Source organism: Pseudomonas sp. SJZ077 (assembly GCF_007993905.1).
GTDB classification, from domain to species: Bacteria; Pseudomonadota; Gammaproteobacteria; order Pseudomonadales; family Pseudomonadaceae; genus Aquipseudomonas; species Aquipseudomonas mandelii.
On record NZ_VIUJ01000009.1, the window covers coordinates 61,255 to 79,183 of the forward strand.

Genomic DNA, 17,929 nt, shown 5'->3' on the forward strand with positions numbered 1-17,929 from the left:
GCCTGCTCGCGATTGCAATCTATCAGTCAAAACAGGTGGAGACTGATACATCGCTATCGCGAGCAGGCTCACTCCTACATGGGGTCCGTGGTGCTGCAGGTAAAAATCCCGGGCATAAAAAAAGCACCCCGAAGGGTGCTTTTTTGCGGGCGTTCGCTTAGCGTTTCAGCGAGGCCGGCAGGTGCGGCTGGATCGCCGTCAATACTGCCTTGAAGCACTTGGTGTTGCCTGCAACGACATGGCCTTTCTCAAGGAAGTCGTGGCCACCGGTGAAGTCGCTCACCAAGCCGCCGGCTTCCTGGATCAGCAGGGCGCCTGCCGCCATGTCCCACTCGGACAGGCCCGACTCCCAGAAGGCGTCAAAACGACCGGCAGCCACGTAGGCCAGGTCCAGGCTCGCCGAACCTGCGCGGCGGATGCCGGCGGTCTGGCCTACCAGGGCGCGGAACATGCCCAGGTAGTTGTCGAGGTTGTCCATCTGGTCGTCACGGAACGGGAAGCCGGTACCCAGCAGGGCGCCGTCCAGGCTGGTGCGACCGCTGACGCGCAGGCGACGACCGTTCAGTTGGGCGCCGCGACCACGGCTGGCGGTGAATTCTTCCTGGCGAACCGGGTCCAGAACAACAGCGTGCTCCAGGCGACCGCGGTATTTGCAGGCGATGCTGACAGCGAAGTGAGGAATGCCGCGCAGGAAGTTGGTGGTGCCGTCCAGCGGATCGATGATCCACAGGTATTCTTCGCCTTCAATCCCGGTGCCGGCGTGCATGCCGGTTTCTTCACCCAGGATCGAGTGATTCGGGTAGGCCTTGCGCAGCGCGTCGATGATTTTCTGTTCGGCGGCGCGATCCACCTCGGATACATAATCCTTGGCGTCTTTTTCGTCGACCTTGATGGTATCCAGGCGCTCGATGGAGCGGAAGATCAATTCACTGGCGCTGCGGGCGGCGCGCAGCGCGATATTCAGCATGGGCTGCATGGATGTGTCACCTAAGGTTGTTAAAGAAAGCCGGGCATTCTATCAGAACTTTTCTACAGGTGAAGGTTGGTGTTCGCTTTCATAGCTTAACGGTAGGATCAACTGTAAGATTCTGCTCCCAAATTTGTGTTCGAGAACGCCTCCCGTGCTGCATAACATTCGTGTCGTCCTGGTCAATACCAGCCACCCCGGCAACATCGGCGGGGCTGCGCGTGCCATGAAGAACATGGGCCTGTCGCGGCTGGTGCTGGTCGAACCGCGGTTGTTCCCGCACCACGAGGCCGATGCCCGTGCTTCCGGCGCCGGGGACATCCTTGAAAACGCGCAAGTCGTCGCCACCTTGGAAGATGCCTTGGTCGGCTGCAATCTGGTGCTTGGCACCAGCGCCCGTGACCGTCGCATCCCCTGGCCGTTGCTCGATCCCCGCGAATGCGGTGTGAAGGTGGTCGAGGAAGCGGCATCGGGTGCCGAGATTGCCTTGGTCTTTGGTCGTGAAGATTCCGGCCTGACCAATGAAGAGCTGCAGCGATGTCATTATCACGTGCACATCCCATCAGACCCTGAGTTCAGTTCGCTGAACCTTGGGGCAGCGGTGCAGGTGTTGAGTTATGAAGTGCGCATGTCCTGGCTCGCGGCCCAAGGCCAGCCGAGCAAGGTCGAGAAGGATGAGGTGGCGTCCACCAAAAGTGGTGAGCTGGCGACCATGGATGAGCTGGAGCGATTCTATGAGCACCTGGAGCAAACCCTGGTGGCCATCGAATTCCTCGACCCGGAAAAACCACGGCACTTGATGGCGCGCCTGCGCCGGTTGTACGGTCGCAGCTCGGTCAGCCGGGCGGAAATGAATATATTGCGTGGCATCCTCACGGAAACCCAGAAAGCGGCCCGTGGCGAGCTTCTAAAGCGGAAGGATTAAAAATGTTCGAGCGTTTGCGTGAAGATATCCAGAGTGTTTTCCATCGTGACCCGGCAGCGCGCAACGCCTTTGAAGTCCTGACCTGCTACCCCGGCATGCACGCCATCTGGATCCATCGCCTGTCATCGGCCCTGTGGGGTATGGGTTGGAAGTGGCTGGCGCGGGTTGTCTCTAACTTCGGTCGCTGGCTGACCGGGATCGAGATTCATCCCGGCGCCAAGGTCGGTCGTCGCTTCTTTATTGACCATGGCATGGGCATCGTCATTGGCGAGACCGCCGAGATCGGCAACGATGTCACCCTTTATCAGGGCGTGACGTTGGGTGGTACCAGCTGGAACAAGGGCAAGCGTCACCCGACGCTGGAAGATGGCGTGGTGGTCGGGGCGGGCGCCAAGGTCCTCGGTCCGTTCACGGTGGGCGCGGGTGCCAAGGTCGGTTCCAACGCCGTCGTGACCAAGGCGGTTCCGGCCGGGGCCACGGTGGTCGGGATTCCGGGGCGGATCATCGTCAAGTCCGATGAAGAGCAGGACGCCAAGCGCAAGGCCATGGCCGAGAAGATCGGTTTCGATGCCTACGGTGTTGGCGAAGACATGCCTGACCCGGTGGCGCGGGCTATCAACCAATTGCTCGATCACCTGCAGGCAGTCGATGGCCGTCTGGAGGGGATGTGCGGAGCGTTGAAGGACCTGGGCAGTAATTACTGTGCGAAAGATCTGCCTGAGCTGCGCGAAGAAGACTTTGCCTGTGTGAAGGACAAGGATCAGAGCCAGGCCAGCTAAACCGCGCCGACCCCTTCGCGGGCAAGCCTTGGCGCGACCCCTGTAGGGGCGAGGCTTGCCCGCGAAGAACGATAACGCGGTACTGCTGGCTGTACGCGGCCAGCCTTTGCTATGATGCGCGCGCTCTTTTGCGGGTAATCCTGACTAAAGTACTAGGTCTTATAGTTGACTTAAATACTCGGGAATTGCATACTCGCCCCATTCCGAACTCCGTGGTAATTGTCCATGCGACTGACTACAAAAGGCCGATACGCCGTAACCGCCATGCTCGACCTGGCGTTGCACGCGCAGCACGGGCCGGTGTCCCTGGCCGATATCTCCGAGCGCCAAGGCATCTCCCTGTCCTACCTCGAACAGCTTTTCGCCAAATTGCGCCGCAGCAATCTGGTCTCCAGCGTTCGTGGCCCGGGCGGTGGCTACCAACTGTCCCGCGACATGCAGGGCATCCAGGTCGCCCAGGTGATCGATGCGGTGAACGAATCGGTCGATGCAACCAAATGCCAGGGCCAGGGTGATTGCCATCAAGGCGACACCTGCCTGACCCACCACTTGTGGTGCGATCTGAGCCTGCAGATTCACGAATTTCTGAGCGGTATCAGCTTGGCTGACCTTGTAACTCGCCGTGAGGTGCAAGAAGTAGCCCAGCGTCAGGACCAGCGCCGTTGCAACAGCAAGGCGCCACGCCTGGACAAGATTGAAGCGTCCGCCGTCGAATGACAGCCAGAGAGCAAAGCGGTACGCCAGCCAGCCTGATTAGGAGATAGTCCATGAAATTGCCGATTTACCTTGATTACTCTGCGACCACCCCGGTTGATCCGCGTGTTGCGCAAAAGATGAGTGAATGCCTGCTGGTCGACGGAAACTTCGGTAACCCGGCGTCCCGTTCCCACGTGTTCGGCTGGAAAGCTGAAGAGTCCGTCGAAAACGCTCGTCGTCAGGTCGCTGACCTGGTTAACGCCGACCCGCGTGAAATCGTCTGGACCTCCGGTGCCACCGAGTCCGACAACCTGGCAATCAAGGGTGCGGCGCATTTCTATGCGACCAAAGGCAAACACCTGATCACCACCAAGATTGAGCACAAGGCTGTCCTCGACACCATGCGCCAACTGGAGCGTGAAGGTTTCGAAGTGACCTACCTCGAGCCTCAGACTGACGGCCTGGTTACGCCAGCGATGATCGAAGCCGCCCTGCGCGACGACACCATCCTGGTCTCGGTCATGCACGTGAACAACGAAATCGGCACCATCAACGACATCGCAGCCATCGGCGAACTGACCCGCTCCAAGGGTATTCTGTTCCACGTCGACGCCGCTCAGTCCACTGGCAAGGTCGAGATTGACTTGCAGAAGCTGAAAGTCGACCTGATGTCGTTCTCTGCCCACAAAACCTACGGCCCTAAAGGCATCGGCGCGCTGTACGTCAGCCGCAAGCCGCGTGTTCGCATCGAAGCGACCATGCACGGCGGCGGTCACGAGCGTGGCATGCGTTCCGGCACCCTGGCGACCCACCAGATCGTCGGCATGGGTGAAGCGTTCCGCGTAGCCAAGGAAGACATGGCGGCCGAGAACATCCGTATCAAAGCCCTGAGCGACCGTTTCTTCAAGCAGGTCGAAGGCCTGGAAGAGCTGTACATCAACGGCAGCATGACCGCCCGCGTACCGCACAACCTGAACCTGAGCTTCAACTACGTTGAAGGCGAGTCGCTGATCATGGCGCTCAAGGATCTGGCGGTTTCGTCCGGTTCGGCCTGCACCTCGGCATCGCTTGAGCCTTCGTATGTACTGCGCGCCCTGGGCCGCAACGACGAACTGGCCCATAGCTCGATCCGTTTCACCTTCGGCCGTTTCACCACCGAAGAAGAAATCGACTACGCCGCGCAGAAAGTCTGCGAGGCCGTTACCAAGCTGCGCACCCTGTCGCCGCTGTGGGACATGTACAAAGACGGTGTCGACATTTCGAAAATCGAGTGGGCGGCACACTGATTTCAAGTCGCCGCAAACCGGCCCTGCAAAACCAAGGTTTTCAGGGCTCAAGAGCGACTCTCTGATGAGTGAGGATTAAGAATCATGGCTTACAGCGAAAAGGTCATCGACCACTACGAAAACCCGCACAACGTCGGCAAGATGGACGCGGAAGACCCTGATGTCGGCACCGGCATGGTCGGCGCTCCGGCGTGCGGCGATGTGATGCGCCTGCAGATCAAGGTCAACGAGCAAGGCATCATCGAAGACGCCAAGTTCAAGACCTATGGTTGCGGTTCGGCGATCGCCTCCAGCTCCCTGGCGACCGAGTGGATGAAAGGCAAGACTCTGGATGAAGCAGAGACCATCAAGAACACTCAGCTGGCCGAAGAACTGGCACTGCCGCCGGTAAAAATTCACTGCTCCGTACTCGCTGAAGACGCTATCAAAGCGGCCGTTCGCGACTACAAGCAGAAGAAAGGCTTGATCTAAGCATTAAGCGACGAGTAAGGAGTCAACGATGGCTATCAGCATGACAGAAGCGGCTGCTCAACACGTGCGACGCTCCCTTAACGGGCGCGGCAAAGGTGAGGGGATTCGCCTGGGTGTTCGCACCACAGGTTGTTCCGGCCTTGCCTACGTGCTGGAGTTTGTCGACGAGGTGGTTGCAGAGGATCAGGTGTTCGAAAGTCACGGCGAGAAAGTGATCATCGACCCGAAAAGCCTGGCCTACCTGGACGGCACCGAACTCGATTTCGTCAAGGAAGGGTTGAACGAAGGCTTCAAGTTCAACAACCCCAACGTGCGCGGTGAATGTGGCTGCGGCGAAAGCTTCAACATCTGAGGCTGCTCGTGGGTACTCCTTGTCATTTCGCTTTATTTGAACTGCAGCCGAGCTTCCGTCTGGATCTCGATCAGTTGGCCACGCGCTATCGTGAGTTGGCGCGCGGTGTTCATCCGGACCGCTTTGCAGACGCTTCCGAGCGCGAGCAGCGGCTGGCGCTGGAGCAATCCGCGAGCCTCAACGAGGCCTATCAGACGCTCAAAAGTCCCCCAAAGCGCGCGCGATACCTGCTCGCTTTGAATGGAGGCGAGCTGCCGCTGGAGGTCACGGTGCATGATCCGGAATTCCTTCTGCAGCAGATGGAATTGCGTGAAGAGCTCGAAGACCTGCAAGACAGCGCCGACCTGGCGGGTGTTGCAGTGTTCAAGCGTCGCCTGAAGACGGCTCAGGATGAACTGAACGAAAGCTTCGCAGCCTGTTGGGATGATGCAGCGCAACGTGAGCAGGCCGAACGCCTGATGCGGCGCATGCAGTTCCTCGACAAGCTCACCTACGAAGTGCGCCAGTTAGAAGAGCGCCTCGACGATTAACCCAGTGCCGCTCCGGTCGCACGCCTGATATACAGATAAGTCCTGATAACGATGGCCCTACTGCAGATCGCCGAACCCGGCCAAAGTCCTCAACCGCACCAGCGTCGTCTGGCTGTGGGGATCGACTTGGGCACTACCAATTCGCTGGTCGCTGCGTTGCGCAGTGGTCTTTCCGAGCCTCTGGCCGACGCCGAAGGGCAGGTCATCCTGCCGTCCGCCGTGCGCTACCACGCCGATCGCGTCGAAGTCGGCGAGTCCGCCAAGCTGGCGGCCGCTACCGATCCTTTGAACACCGTGCTGTCGGTCAAGCGCTTGATGGGTCGTGGTCTGTCCGACGTCAAGCAATTGGGCGACCAACTGCCGTACCGCTTTGTCGGTGGCGAGTCGCACATGCCGTTCATCGACACGATTCAGGGGCCGAAAAGCCCGGTCGAAGTCTCCGCCGATATCCTCAAGGTGCTGCGTCAGCGTGCTGAAGCGGCATTGGGCGGCGAGTTGGTGGGCGCGGTGATCACCGTTCCGGCCTATTTCGATGATGCTCAGCGTCAAGCGACCAAGGATGCGGCCAAGCTGGCCGGTCTGAACGTGCTGCGTTTGCTCAATGAACCGACCGCAGCCGCAGTGGCTTACGGTCTGGATCAGCATGCCGAAGGCCTGGTCGCGATTTACGACCTGGGTGGCGGTACGTTTGATATTTCGATCCTGCGCCTGACGGGCGGTGTATTCGAAGTCCTCGCTACCGGTGGCGATAGCGCCTTGGGTGGCGATGACTTTGACCACGCCATCGCTGGCTGGATCATCGAGAGCGCCGGCTTGTCCGCCGACCTCGACCCGGGTGCTCAGCGCCATCTGCTGCAAACCGCTTGTGCGGCCAAAGAAGCCCTGACCAATGCCTCGACGGTTGAAGTCGCTTACGGCGACTGGAAAGCGCAACTGACCCGCGAAGCCTTCGATGCGCTGATCGAGCCAATGGTCGCCCGCAGCCTGAAAGCCTGCCGCCGCGCGGTGCGTGATTCCGGCATCGAGCTGGACGAAGTGCACGCTGTGGTCATGGTCGGCGGCTCGACGCGCGTGCCTCGCGTTCGTGAAGCCGTCGCTGAAGCCTTTGGTCGCCAGCCGCTGACTGAAATCGATCCGGATCAAGTGGTGGCCATTGGGGCTGCGATCCAGGCCGATACGTTGGCTGGCAACAAGCGCGATGGCGGCGAATTGCTCTTGCTCGACGTCATTCCGTTGTCCCTGGGGCTGGAAACCATGGGCGGCCTGATGGAGAAGGTGATTCCACGCAACACCACCATCCCCGTTGCCCGCGCCCAGGACTTCACGACTTACAAAGACGGCCAGTCGGCCATGGCGATTCACGTGCTGCAGGGCGAGCGTGAGCTGATCAGCGACTGCCGTTCCCTGGCGCGCTTCGAATTGCGCGGCATTCCGGCCATGGTCGCCGGTGCCGCGAAAATCCGCGTGACGTTCCAGGTCGATGCCGACGGTCTGCTCAGTGTCTCCGCTCGCGAGTTGGGTTCAGGCGTCGAGGCCAGCATTCAGGTCAAGCCGTCGTACGGTCTGACCGACGGCGAAATCGCCAAAATGCTCAAGGAATCGTTCCAGCACGCCAACGACGACAAGGTCGCCCGTGTGTTGCGTGAGCAGCAGGTCGACGCCCAGCGCCTGATCGAAGCGGTGCAGGCTGCCCTTGATGTCGACGGTGAGCGCTTGCTCGACGCCGAAGAGCGCATGGTCATCGAGTTGCAGATGCAGGAACTGACCGAACTGATGAAAGGTACCGATGGTTTCGCCATCGAGCAGCAGACCAAGCGTCTGTCGCAAGTGACCGACGCTTTTGCTGCCCGCCGCCTGGACTCAACGGTGAAAGCCGCGCTGGCGGGGCGCAACTTGAATGAGATTGAGGAATAACGATGCCGCAGGTCATTTTTCTGCCACACGAGAAGTTTTGCCCGGACGGCATGGTTGTGGAGGCTGAACCCGGCATCTCCATCCTCGAACTGGCTCACGAACACCATATCGAGATGGAAAGCGCTTGCGGCGGCGTCTGCGCCTGCACCACCTGCCATTGCCTGATTCGCGAGGGCTTTGACTCGCTGGAAGAGGCCGATGAGCTGGAAGAAGACTATCTTGATAAGGCTTGGGGGCTGGAGCCCCACTCACGCCTGGCCTGTCAGGCAAAAGTCGGGACTGAAGACCTGACCGTCGAAATTCCGAAGTACTCGCTCAACCATGCGGCCGAAGCGCCGCACTGATTCAAGGAAACGTCATGAGTCTGAAATGGGTTGATGTGCTGGAAATCGCGATCCAGCTGGCTGAATCCCGGCCGGAAGTGGATCCGCGTTATGTGAACTTCGTCGATCTGCACAAATGGGTGCTGGCATTGCCGGAGTTCCGTGATGATCCGACCCGCGGTGGCGAGAAGGTACTTGAAGCCATTCAGGCCGCCTGGATCGAAGAAGCAGACTGAGTCTGCGCCGTATGCAGTTAGGCAATACCAAAGAACCCGCGTATAATTCGCGGGTTTAATTTTTCGCAAATTACCGTTTCTGGAGTTACACCATGGCTGTTCAACGTACTTTCTCCATCATCAAGCCTGACGCTGTTGCAAAAAACGTCATCGGCGAGATCACCACTCGTTTCGAAAAAGCCGGCCTGAAGGTTGTAGCTTCGAAAATGAAGCAACTGTCCAAAGCCGAAGCTGAAGGCTTCTACGCTGAGCACAGCGCTCGTGGTTTCTTCGGCGACCTGGTTGCTTTCATGATCTCCGGTCCAGTTGTCGTTCAGGTTCTGGAAGGCGAAAACGCTATCGCTCTGAACCGTGAGCTGATGGGCGCTACCAACCCTAAAGAAGCTGCTGCCGGCACCATCCGTGCTGACTTCGCTGACTCCATCGATGCCAACGCTGTACACGGTTCGGACTCCGAAGCCGCTGCTGCTCGCGAAATCTCGTACTTCTTCGCAGCTACTGAAGTAACCACTCGCTAAGCATTGGCTTATGAGTGAAGGTGAATCCATGACTACATCGACTGTAAAAACCAACCTGCTGGGTCTGACTCAGCTGGAAATGGAAAAATTCTTCGACTCAATCGGGGAGAAGCGTTTCCGTGCCGGTCAGGTAATGAAATGGATTCACCACCTTGGCGTCGATGATTTCGACGCCATGACGAACGTCAGCAAGGCCTTGCGCGACAAGCTCAAGGCTATTGCCGAAGTTCGCGGTCCTGAAGTCGTCAGCGAGGACATCTCCACCGACGGTACCCGTAAATGGGTAGTGCGCGTGGCGTCCGGCAGCTGCGTCGAGACCGTTTACATTCCCCAGGGCAAGCGCGGCACTTTGTGCGTTTCGTCCCAGGCAGGCTGTGCCCTGGATTGCAGTTTCTGCTCCACCGGCAAGCAAGGTTTCAACAGCAACCTCACCGCCGCTGAAGTCATCGGCCAGGTGTGGATTGCCAATAAATCGTTCGGCAGCATCCCGGCGACCGCCGACCGTGCCATCACCAACGTGGTGATGATGGGCATGGGTGAGCCGCTGCTGAACTTCGACAACGTCGTGGCCGCCATGCATCTGATGATGGATGACCTGGGCTACGGGATCTCCAAGCGCCGCGTGACCCTGTCCACTTCGGGCGTGGTGCCGATGATCGATGAGCTGTCCAAGCACATTGACGTCTCCCTGGCGTTGTCGCTGCACGCACCAAACGACGCATTGCGTAACCAATTGGTGCCGATCAACAAGAAGTATCCGCTTAAGATGCTGCTCGAGTCGTGCCAGCGCTACATGTCGTCCCTGGGCGAAAAGCGCGTGCTGACCATCGAGTACACCTTGCTCAAGGACATCAACGACAAGGTTGAACATGCCGTTGAGATGATCGAGTTGCTCAAGAACATCCCGTGCAAGATCAACCTGATTCCGTTTAACCCGTTCCCGCATTCCGGTTACGAGCGCCCGAGCAACAACGCGATTCGCCGTTTCCAGGATCAGCTTCACCATGCCGGCTTCAATGTCACCGTGCGCACCACCCGCGGTGAAGACATCGATGCCGCGTGTGGCCAATTGGTAGGGCAGGTGCTGGATCGCACCCGTCGCAGCGAACGTTATATCGCCGTGCGTGAGTTGAACGCCGAGAACGATATGGCTCAAAACGCTGCGGAATAAATCAAGAGAGGATCTCTATGTCCCTGCGCTTTGCGCTGCTTCTGCTGTTGGCCAGCCTGTGTGCTGGTTGCGTCCTGTCGGGCGATTTCAACCCGATGAAAACCAGCAAAGGTCGCGATGAAGCGCGTGCTGCCTATGTGCAACTGGGCTTGGGGTACTTGCAGCAAGGCATGACCGAACGGGCGAAAGTGCCGTTGAAGAAAGCCTTGGATCTGGATGACTCGGACCCGGATGCCAATGCGGCGCTTGGGTTGGTGTTTCAGGCTGAAATGGAACCTGAACTGGCAGACCAGCACTTTCGCAAGGCGCTGTCTTCCCGCCCCGACGATGCTCGAATCCTGAACAACTACGGCAGCTTTCTTTTCGAAGAAAAACGTTACAAAGAGGCTTACGAGCGCTTTGAACAGGCCGCCGCCGATACCCTGTATCCTGAGCGTTCGCGGGTGTTCGAGAACCTGGGCATGACCGCTTCGAAGCTGGGTCAGCGTGATCTGGCCCAGCAGCAACTGGAAAAAGCCCTGCGTTTGAACCGCCAACAACCGCGTGCATTGCTGGAAATGGCTGAGTTGTCCTTCGAAGACAGGCATTATGTGCCCGCGCGTGACTATTACGATCGTTTTAGCCTGCTCACCGAGCAAAATGCACGTAGTCTATTGCTCGGCGTTCGGCTGGCAAAAGTGTTTGAAGATCGCGACAAGGCCGCCAGTTTTGGCCTGCAACTAAAACGACTCTATCCCGGTACGCCGGAATATCAGCAATACCTGTCGGAGCAATGATGAAAGCGGCGCATCCCGAAGTTGTAGCAGCGAATCGCGTTAACCCCGGTGAGACTTTGCGCCAGGCCCGCGAAAGCAATGGCTGGTCGCTGGCTGAAGTGGCCCTCAAGCTCAACCTCACCGTTAATTCCTTGAGTAATCTGGAAGCCGGCGCTTTCGACAAGCTGCCGGGGCACACCTTTGCTCGCGGTTATATTCGCGCGTATGCCAAATTGTTGGGCATGGACCAGACCGTTCTGGTCCAGCAGTTCGACCAATCCACCGGCACCGACTCTCAGGGCAGCAACGTCCACAGCCTGGGGCGTATCGAAGAACCGGTTCGGGTTTCCCACACTATTTTGCGCATTGTCAGCCTGCTGTTGCTGATCGCAGTGATTGGCGGTGGTTTTGTCTGGTGGCAGGATCAAACCTCCCAGCGCACCAAGGACCTGATCACCCCGAGCCCGGAACACGTCGAAGTCGAAGGTGCTGATGGCACCACCCAGATCCATCCGCTGGACGAGCCGGAAGACCAGGCCGTCGCGGAAAGTCAGGTTGACGGGGCAACCGCGCTGGCGTTGCCGCAAGCCGAAAACGCCACTGAAGCACCGGCCGGGACTGAAGCCACTGCGCCTGCCGCCGCGCCGACTGCGCCCGTTGTCCCAGCGCCTGCTGCACCGGCGCACAGCAGCGCTCCGGTTGTCGCGACTCCCGTAGCGCCGGCTCCGACGGCTCCTGTTGTATCAACTCCGCCTGCAAGCGCTTCGGTGACGCCGACCATCCCCGCTCCAGCACCGGCAGCACCGGCAGCACCGGCAGCTCCGGTTGCCGGCCAAGGTCAGGTTCAACTGCAGTTCACCGCCGATTGCTGGACGCAAGTGACCGATGGCACCGGCAAAGTGCTGTTGAGCGGTCTGAAGCGTAAAGGCGAAAGTGTTTCCGTCAGCGGCAAGCCACCGTTTGCCGTGCGTCTGGGCTTCGCCCGTGGCGCGCAGGTCAGCTACAACGGGCAGGCGGTTGATGTCGCTCCGTTCACCAGTGGCGAGACTGCTCGCCTGAAGTTGGGTCAATAAGTCATGCACGGCGAATCTCCAATCAAACGTCGCGAATCCCGCAAGATCTGGGTCGGTAACGTGCCCGTGGGCGGCGATGCGCCCATCGCTGTTCAGAGCATGACGAACAGCGACACCAATGACGTGGCCGCCACCGTGGCCCAGATCAATCGTCTGGAAGCCGCTGGTGTCGATATCGTGCGGATTTCCGTGCCGGACATGGATGCCGCCGAAGCCTTCGGCAAGATCAAGCAATTGGTCAAGGTGCCGTTGGTTGCCGACATCCACTTCGACTACAAGATTGCGCTGCGCGTCGCCGAACTGGGCGTTGATTGCCTGCGGATCAACCCGGGCAACATCGGTCGTGAAGACCGCGTGCGCGCGGTGGTCGATGCCGCCCGTGATCGCGGGATCCCGATCCGCATCGGCGTCAACGCCGGTTCCCTGGAAAAAGACCTGCAAAAGAAATACGGCGAGCCGACCCCGGCGGCGCTGGTCGAGTCTGCCCTGCGTCACGTCGAGCACCTTGAACGCCTGAATTTCCAGGACTTCAAGGTCAGCGTGAAGGCCTCCGACGTGTTCATGGCCGTCGCCGCCTACCGTCTGCTGGCCAAGGAAATCGTCCAGCCGCTGCACCTGGGCATCACCGAAGCCGGTGGTTTGCGCTCAGGCACGGTGAAATCCGCCGTGGGCCTCGGTATGCTGCTCGCCGAAGGGATTGGCGATACTATTCGCATCTCGTTGGCGGCCGACCCGGTCGAGGAAGTGAAAGTCGGCTACGACATTCTCAAATCCCTGCACCTGCGTTCCCGTGGCATCAACTTCATCGCCTGCCCGAGCTGCTCGCGGCAGAATTTCGATGTGGTCAAAACCATGAACGAGCTGGAAGGGCGCCTCGAAGATCTGCTGGTGCCGCTGGATGTCGCGGTCATCGGTTGCGTGGTCAACGGGCCGGGTGAAGCCAAGGAAGCCCATATCGGCTTGACCGGCGGCACGCCAAACCTGATTTACATCGACGGCAAGCCGTCGCAGAAACTGACGAATGACAATCTGGTGGATGAGCTTGAACGCTTGATCCGCCAGAAAGCGGCCGAAAAGGTCGAAGCCGACGCGGCAGTAATCGCCCGCGGCTGATCGAACGAATTTAAGGATTTATAGTGAGCAAGTCTCTGCAAGCCATACGTGGCATGAACGACATCCTGCCCGAACAGACCCCGCTGTGGCGTCATTTCGAGGGCACCGTCTCGCGTCTGCTGGATAACTACGGTTACAAGCAGATCCGCATGCCGATCGTCGAGTTCACCGAGCTGTTCAAGCGCTCCATTGGTGAAGTGACCGACATCGTCGAAAAAGAGATGTACACCTTCGACGACCGCAACGGCGATTCCCTGACCCTGCGCCCTGAAGGCACGGCGGCCTGCGTGCGTGCTGTGCTCGAGCACGGCATCACCGGCGGTGGTCAGGTGCAGAAACTTTGGTACATCGGCCCGATGTTCCGTCACGAACGTCCTCAAAAAGGCCGTTATCGCCAGTTCCACCAGATCGGTTGCGAGGTCTTCAACCTCGACGGTCCGGACATCGACGCCGAGCTGATCGTGCTGACCTGGCGCCTGTGGGGCGAGCTGGGCATCCGTGATGCGGTCAAGCTTGAGCTCAACAGCCTGGGCACCGCCGAGTCCCGTGCTCGTTATCGCGAAGCGCTGGTCGAGTTCCTCTCGTCCCGTCTGGACAAGCTGGACGAAGACAGCCAGCGCCGTCTGAAAACCAACCCTTTGCGGGTGCTCGATACCAAGAACGCCGACACGCAAGCCGTGCTGGTCGATGCGCCGAAAATGGCCGACTACCTGGACGAAGAATCCCGTGTGCACTTCGAGGGCCTGAAGGCTCGTCTGGACACCGCCGGCATTCCTTACGTGATCAACCCGAAGCTGGTTCGCGGGCTGGATTACTACAGCAAGACCGTTTTCGAATGGGTCACCGACAAGTTGGGCGCCCAGGGCACCGTGTGTGCCGGTGGTCGTTACGACGGTCTGGTGGAGCAGATGGGTGGCAAGCCAACCCCGGGCGTCGGTTTCGCCATGGGTATCGAGCGCCTGGTGCTGTTGCTTGAAACCCTGGAGCAGATTCCGGAAGAAATCTCCCGTCAGGTCGACGTTTACCTCTGCGCCTTCGGAGAAGCCGCCGAGCTGGCCGGTCTGGCCCTGAGTGAACGTGTACGTGATCAATTGCCCAACCTGCGCCTGCAAGTCAATGCCGGCGCGGGCAGCTTCAAAAGCCAGTTCAAGAAGGCCGACAAGAGCGGTGCGCTGTATGCGCTGATCCTCGGTGACGACGAAATGGCCCAGCAAGTGGTAGGTTTCAAACCCCTGCGTGGCCAGGGCGAACAACAAAGCATTGCCTGGGATGCGCTTGCTGCACACCTGGCCACCTGCGTCGTGCAGGGTTGAAGCTGTCATAAACAGCCGATTTAGCGATTAAGGAGTATTGGGGTGTCGAGTACCGAAGACGAAAACCTGGCAGATTTTAAGGACTGGTGGACACGTAACGGCAAGCCCCTGGTCACTGGCGGCCTGTTGGCGCTGGTCATCGTGTTCGGCTGGCAGGCCTTTCAGAAGTATCAGAGCAATCAGTCGCAAGGCGCCTCGATTCTCTATCAGCAACTGCTCGAAACCACGCTGACGCCTGACGGCAAGCCTGATGCCGCCCGTGTTTCGGACCTGGCCGGCAAGCTCAACAGCGAGTTCGGCGGTAGCGCCTATGCACAGTACGGCAGCTTGTTCGTGGCAAAAGTCGCGGTCGACAGCGGCAAGCTGGACGACGCGGCCACCGAGCTGAAAGCCATCGTGGCAAAACCGGCCAACCCGGCGCTGGGCGAAATCGCCCGTCAGCGTCTGGCGCAGGTACTGGCGGCGCAGAACAAGGTCGATGAGGCCCTGAAGCTGCTCGAAGGCGATGCTGACAAGGCATTCCTGGCCACGCGCGAAGAACTCAAAGGCGACCTGCTGGTGCAGTTGGGTCGTACCGACGAAGCAAACACGGCGTATCAAAAAGCCAAGGCGGCACTGTCGGATGAAGCGGCGGTCGGTGGCCTACAAATCAAGCTGGACGACCTGGCCAAAGGGGATGCGTGACGTGATCCGTTGGAAACATGCAGCATTGCTGGCTCTGGCCATTTTGGCCGCGGGTTGCAGCAGCAACAGCAAAAAAGAATTGCCACCGGCCGAGTTGACCGACTTCAAAGAAGAAGTGGTTCTGCAGAAGCAGTGGAGTCGTTCGATCGGTGACGGTCAGGGCGAAACCTACAACATGCTGGTTCCGGCGATCGAAGGCGATACCATCTATGCTGCCGACGTCACCGGTGTGGTGATGGCGCTGGATCGCAGCAACGGCGACGTCAAATGGAAGAAGGACCTTGAACTGCCTGTTTCCGGCGCCGTTGGCGTGGGTTACGGTCTGGTCATGTTCGGCACCATCAAGGGCGAAATCGTTGCTCTGGATGCGATCAATGGTGAAGAGAAATGGCGCGCTCGCGTGTCCAGCGAAGTACTCGCACCGCCGGCCAACAACGGTGACGTGGTTGTGGTTCAGACTCAGGACGACCGTCTGATTGGTCTGGATGCCGCCACCGGCACCCAGCGCTGGTTGTATGACAGCACGCCTGCGGTCCTGACCTTGCGCGGCACCAGCGCACCGATCGTCACCAACCGCCTCGCGGTGGCTGGCCTGTCGACCGGTAAAGTGGTCGCTCTCGATATTTCCAACGGCGTGCCGGTGTGGGAACAACGGGTCGCGATTCCACAAGGTCGTTCGGAACTGGAGCGTGTGGTCGATATCGACGGTGGCCTGCTGCTGTCCGGCGAAACGCTGTACGTCGCCAGCTACCAGGGTCGCGTTGCGGCACTGGACCTGCAAAGCGGTCGTCAGCTCTGGCAGCGTGATGCTTCCAGCTATGCCGGCGTCGCGCAGGGTTTTGGCAGCGTTTACGTGAGCCTGTCTTCGGGTACCGTTGAAGGCGTCGACGAACGTTCCACCACAGCCTTGTGGAGCAACGATTCGCTGGCTCGTCGTCAACTGTCGGCTCCGGAAGTGTTCTCCAGCTACGTTGCAGTCGGCGATATGGAAGGCTACCTGCACCTGCTGAGCCAGGTGGACGGTCGTTTCGTCGGCCGCGAGCGCATCGACAGCGACGGCCTGCGTGCCCGTCCGCTGGTGGTGGGTGACACGATTTATGTGTATGGCAACAGTGGCAAACTGGAAGCCCTGACCATTAAGTAAAGGTTTGACTATGCTTGGGGTTTAACCCCCAGGCGGCCTTGTTCTGCAAGGCTTGCGGCGCCTTCAAGCGCTGCCCCGAGCACCAGCCGCTGCCTCGCAGCGGCTTTTGTATTTTCTGAAATAACGAAGTGGAGAGCCGCATGGTTCCCGTAATCGCCCTGGTGGGCCGACCGAACGTCGGCAAGTCCACCTTGTTCAACCGCCTGACCAGGACTCGCGACGCCATCGTCGGCGACTTGTCCGGTCTGACCCGTGATCGCCAATACGGTGAGGCCAAGTGGCAAGGGCGTTCCTACATTCTGGTCGACACCGGCGGTATCTCCGGTGACGAGCACGGTATGGACGAAAAAATGGCCGAGCAGTCGTTGCTGGCCATTGAAGAAGCGGATGTCGTTCTGTTCCTGGTAGATGCCAAGGCCGGTTTTACCGCCGCCGACCAGATGATCGCCGAGCATTTGCGCAAACGTAACAAGCGTTCCTACGTGGTTGCCAACAAGGTCGACAACATCGACCCTGAAATGGCCCGCGCCGAGTTCGCCCCGTTGGGTATGGGCCACGCGATTCCGATCGCCGGCGCCCACGGTCGTGGCATCACCCAGATGCTGGAAATCGCCCTGAGCGACTTCCCGAAAGACGATGACGAACAGGAAGAAGGCGAGGAAGAGATCGTTGCCGAAGGCGAGGAAGCCAAGCGCATTCCTGGCCCTAGCGAAAAAGACGGGATCAAGATCGCCATCATCGGCCGCCCGAACGTCGGCAAGTCGACCCTGGTCAATCGCATGCTCGGTGAAGACCGGGTTATCGTCTATGACGAGCCTGGTACCACTCGTGACAGCATCTACATCCCGTTCGAGCGTAACGACGAGAAGTACACGCTGATCGACACCGCCGGTGTGCGCAAGCGCGGCAAGATCCACGAAGAAGTCGAAAAGTTCTCCGTGGTCAAAACCCTGCAAGCGATCAAAGACGCCAACGTGGTGATCTTTGTGATGGACGCCCGCGAGGGCGTGGTCGATCACGATCTCAACCTGCTGGGCTTCGCCATTGAGTCGGGTCGTGCGCTGGTGATCGCGATCAACAAGTGGGACGGCATGACGCCGAGCGAGCGTGACTTCGTGAAGGTCGAGCTGCAACGTCGACTGTTCTTCGTCGACTACGCCGACATCCACTTCATCTCGGCCCTGCACGGTACGGGCGTGGGCAACCTCTATGCCTCTGTACAGAACTCGTTCAAGTCCGCGGTTACCCGCTGGCCAACCAACCGCCTGACCACGATCCTGGAAGATGCGGTCAGCGAGCACGCGCCGCCGATGGTCAACAACCGCCGGATCAAGCTTCGTTATGCCCACTTGGGTGGTGCGAACCCGCCGATCATCGTGATCCACGGTAACCAGATCGAGAAGGTGCCGAAGTCTTACGTCCGTTATCTGGAAAACACTTACCGTCGTGTCTTGAAGCTGGTCGGTACGCCGATCCGCATCGAGTTCAAGGGCGGCGAGAACCCGTTCGAAGGCAAAAAGACCACGCTCACCGACCGTCAGGTCAACAAGAAGCGTCGCATGATGTCGCACCACAAAAAGGCCGACAAAAAGCGCCGCGATAAGAAATAGAAGCAGCTTTAAGTTTCAAGCTGCAAGCTTCAAGTCACTGCAGAAAAGGGCTCAAGTCAGAGCCCTTTT

The 17,929-nt window shown here is 59.3% G+C and carries 20 protein-coding genes; 19 read left to right on the plus strand and 1 reads right to left on the minus strand.

What is annotated here, in order from left to right:
* Window positions 1-157: 157 nt before the first annotated feature.
* Window positions 158-976, minus strand: a complete 819-nt coding sequence (suhB, locus tag FBY01_RS15375; protein WP_008053258.1) for an inositol-phosphate phosphatase — start codon at window positions 974-976, stop codon at window positions 158-160.
* A 145-nt stretch (window positions 977-1,121) separates the two neighbouring features.
* Here suhB and trmJ point away from each other — a divergent pair, with 145 nt between their 5' ends.
* The 19 genes from trmJ to der all read left to right on the plus strand — a co-directional run bounded on the left by trmJ (window position 1,122) and on the right by der (window position 17,860).
* Window positions 1,122-1,892 carry a tRNA (cytosine(32)/uridine(32)-2'-O)-methyltransferase TrmJ gene (gene trmJ, locus FBY01_RS15380; RefSeq protein ID WP_010457884.1) on the plus strand — a complete coding sequence of 257 codons (771 nt, stop codon included), beginning with the start codon at window positions 1,122-1,124 and terminating at the stop codon, window positions 1,890-1,892.
* Between the two features lie 2 nt (window positions 1,893-1,894).
* On the plus strand, window positions 1,895-2,671 hold the full coding sequence (gene cysE / locus FBY01_RS15385) for a serine O-acetyltransferase (protein ID WP_010457882.1): 777 nt from the start codon (window positions 1,895-1,897) through the stop codon (window positions 2,669-2,671).
* 225 nt (window positions 2,672-2,896) lie between these two features.
* Window positions 2,897-3,388, plus strand: a complete 492-nt coding sequence (gene iscR / locus FBY01_RS15390; protein WP_007903581.1) for a Fe-S cluster assembly transcriptional regulator IscR — start codon at window positions 2,897-2,899, stop codon at window positions 3,386-3,388.
* A 50-nt stretch (window positions 3,389-3,438) separates the two neighbouring features.
* The gene (locus tag FBY01_RS15395) at window positions 3,439-4,653 is read left to right on the plus strand and encodes an IscS subfamily cysteine desulfurase (protein WP_010457878.1); all 1,215 of its coding nucleotides are present in this window, start codon (window positions 3,439-3,441) and stop codon (window positions 4,651-4,653) included.
* A gap of 84 nt (window positions 4,654-4,737) precedes the next feature.
* The gene (iscU, locus tag FBY01_RS15400; RefSeq protein ID WP_147213287.1) at window positions 4,738-5,124 is read left to right on the plus strand and encodes a Fe-S cluster assembly scaffold IscU; all 387 of its coding nucleotides are present in this window, start codon (window positions 4,738-4,740) and stop codon (window positions 5,122-5,124) included.
* Between the two features lie 28 nt (window positions 5,125-5,152).
* The gene (gene iscA, locus FBY01_RS15405) at window positions 5,153-5,476 is read left to right on the plus strand and encodes an iron-sulfur cluster assembly protein IscA (RefSeq protein WP_007903589.1); all 324 of its coding nucleotides are present in this window, start codon (window positions 5,153-5,155) and stop codon (window positions 5,474-5,476) included.
* Window positions 5,477-5,484: 8 nt separating this feature from the next.
* Window positions 5,485-6,006: a co-chaperone HscB gene (gene hscB / locus FBY01_RS15410; protein WP_010457866.1), complete on the plus strand. Its 522-nt coding sequence runs from the start codon at window positions 5,485-5,487 to the stop codon at window positions 6,004-6,006.
* A gap of 51 nt (window positions 6,007-6,057) precedes the next feature.
* The gene (gene hscA, locus FBY01_RS15415; protein ID WP_083375808.1) at window positions 6,058-7,920 is read left to right on the plus strand and encodes a Fe-S protein assembly chaperone HscA; all 1,863 of its coding nucleotides are present in this window, start codon (window positions 6,058-6,060) and stop codon (window positions 7,918-7,920) included.
* Between the two features lie 2 nt (window positions 7,921-7,922).
* Entirely contained in the window at window positions 7,923-8,264 is a 342-nt protein-coding gene (gene fdx, locus FBY01_RS15420) for an ISC system 2Fe-2S type ferredoxin (RefSeq protein ID WP_010457863.1), read from the plus strand.
* Between the two features lie 14 nt (window positions 8,265-8,278).
* Window positions 8,279-8,479 carry a Fe-S cluster assembly protein IscX gene (gene iscX, locus FBY01_RS15425; RefSeq protein WP_010457861.1) on the plus strand — a complete coding sequence of 67 codons (201 nt, stop codon included), beginning with the start codon at window positions 8,279-8,281 and terminating at the stop codon, window positions 8,477-8,479.
* Window positions 8,480-8,571: 92 nt separating this feature from the next.
* Complete coding sequence (ndk, locus tag FBY01_RS15430; RefSeq protein ID WP_010457859.1) at window positions 8,572-8,997, plus strand: nucleoside-diphosphate kinase; 426 nt, start codon at window positions 8,572-8,574, stop codon at window positions 8,995-8,997.
* Between the two features lie 28 nt (window positions 8,998-9,025).
* Window positions 9,026-10,168, plus strand: coding sequence for a 23S rRNA (adenine(2503)-C(2))-methyltransferase RlmN (gene rlmN / locus FBY01_RS15435; RefSeq protein ID WP_010457857.1), 1,143 nt, complete (start codon window positions 9,026-9,028; stop codon window positions 10,166-10,168).
* 17 nt (window positions 10,169-10,185) lie between these two features.
* On the plus strand, window positions 10,186-10,944 hold the full coding sequence (gene pilW, locus FBY01_RS15440; RefSeq protein WP_010457854.1) for a type IV pilus biogenesis/stability protein PilW: 759 nt from the start codon (window positions 10,186-10,188) through the stop codon (window positions 10,942-10,944).
* A complete protein-coding gene (locus tag FBY01_RS15445) occupies window positions 10,944-11,996 on the plus strand; it encodes a RodZ family helix-turn-helix domain-containing protein (RefSeq protein ID WP_145308440.1) in 1,053 nt (350 codons plus the stop codon). Before pilW ends, FBY01_RS15445 begins: the two co-directional genes overlap by 1 nt.
* A 3-nt stretch (window positions 11,997-11,999) precedes the next feature.
* A complete protein-coding gene (gene ispG / locus FBY01_RS15450) occupies window positions 12,000-13,109 on the plus strand; it encodes a flavodoxin-dependent (E)-4-hydroxy-3-methylbut-2-enyl-diphosphate synthase (protein ID WP_010457850.1) in 1,110 nt (369 codons plus the stop codon).
* Between the two features lie 23 nt (window positions 13,110-13,132).
* On the plus strand, window positions 13,133-14,422 hold the full coding sequence (gene hisS, locus FBY01_RS15455; protein WP_010457847.1) for a histidine--tRNA ligase: 1,290 nt from the start codon (window positions 13,133-13,135) through the stop codon (window positions 14,420-14,422).
* A 42-nt stretch (window positions 14,423-14,464) separates the two neighbouring features.
* Window positions 14,465-15,106 carry a tetratricopeptide repeat protein gene (locus FBY01_RS15460; protein ID WP_145308442.1) on the plus strand — a complete coding sequence of 214 codons (642 nt, stop codon included), beginning with the start codon at window positions 14,465-14,467 and terminating at the stop codon, window positions 15,104-15,106.
* On the plus strand, window positions 15,099-16,250 hold the full coding sequence (gene bamB, locus FBY01_RS15465; RefSeq protein ID WP_042932605.1) for an outer membrane protein assembly factor BamB: 1,152 nt from the start codon (window positions 15,099-15,101) through the stop codon (window positions 16,248-16,250). Before FBY01_RS15460 ends, bamB begins: the two co-directional genes overlap by 8 nt.
* 140 nt (window positions 16,251-16,390) lie before the next feature.
* A complete protein-coding gene (gene der / locus FBY01_RS15470; RefSeq protein ID WP_010457840.1) occupies window positions 16,391-17,860 on the plus strand; it encodes a ribosome biogenesis GTPase Der in 1,470 nt (489 codons plus the stop codon).
* Window positions 17,861-17,929 lie beyond the last annotated feature (69 nt).

Bases quoted from the DNA above. Each gene is read 5' to 3' on its own strand.
- cysE (WP_010457882.1), top strand. From the start codon at position 1,895: ATGTTCGAGCGTTTGCGTGAAGATATCCAGAGTGTTTTCCATCGTGAC.
- iscR (WP_007903581.1), top strand. From the start codon at position 2,897: ATGCGACTGACTACAAAAGGCCGATACGCCGTAACCGCCATGCTCGAC.
- FBY01_RS15445 (WP_145308440.1), top strand. From the start codon at position 10,944: ATGAAAGCGGCGCATCCCGAAGTTGTAGCAGCGAATCGCGTTAACCCC.
- hscA (WP_083375808.1), top strand. From the start codon at position 6,058: ATGGCCCTACTGCAGATCGCCGAACCCGGCCAAAGTCCTCAACCGCAC.
- bamB (WP_042932605.1), top strand. From the start codon at position 15,099: ATGCGTGACGTGATCCGTTGGAAACATGCAGCATTGCTGGCTCTGGCC.
- pilW (WP_010457854.1), top strand. From the start codon at position 10,186: ATGTCCCTGCGCTTTGCGCTGCTTCTGCTGTTGGCCAGCCTGTGTGCT.
- iscA (WP_007903589.1), top strand. From the start codon at position 5,153: ATGGCTATCAGCATGACAGAAGCGGCTGCTCAACACGTGCGACGCTCC.
- FBY01_RS15395 (WP_010457878.1), top strand. From the start codon at position 3,439: ATGAAATTGCCGATTTACCTTGATTACTCTGCGACCACCCCGGTTGAT.
- fdx (WP_010457863.1), top strand. From the start codon at position 7,923: ATGCCGCAGGTCATTTTTCTGCCACACGAGAAGTTTTGCCCGGACGGC.
- iscX (WP_010457861.1), top strand. From the start codon at position 8,279: ATGAGTCTGAAATGGGTTGATGTGCTGGAAATCGCGATCCAGCTGGCT.
- iscU (WP_147213287.1), top strand. From the start codon at position 4,738: ATGGCTTACAGCGAAAAGGTCATCGACCACTACGAAAACCCGCACAAC.
- ispG (WP_010457850.1), top strand. From the start codon at position 12,000: ATGCACGGCGAATCTCCAATCAAACGTCGCGAATCCCGCAAGATCTGG.
- der (WP_010457840.1), top strand. From the start codon at position 16,391: ATGGTTCCCGTAATCGCCCTGGTGGGCCGACCGAACGTCGGCAAGTCC.
- suhB (WP_008053258.1), bottom strand. From the start codon at position 976: ATGCAGCCCATGCTGAATATCGCGCTGCGCGCCGCCCGCAGCGCCAGT.
- rlmN (WP_010457857.1), top strand. From the start codon at position 9,026: ATGACTACATCGACTGTAAAAACCAACCTGCTGGGTCTGACTCAGCTG.
- ndk (WP_010457859.1), top strand. From the start codon at position 8,572: ATGGCTGTTCAACGTACTTTCTCCATCATCAAGCCTGACGCTGTTGCA.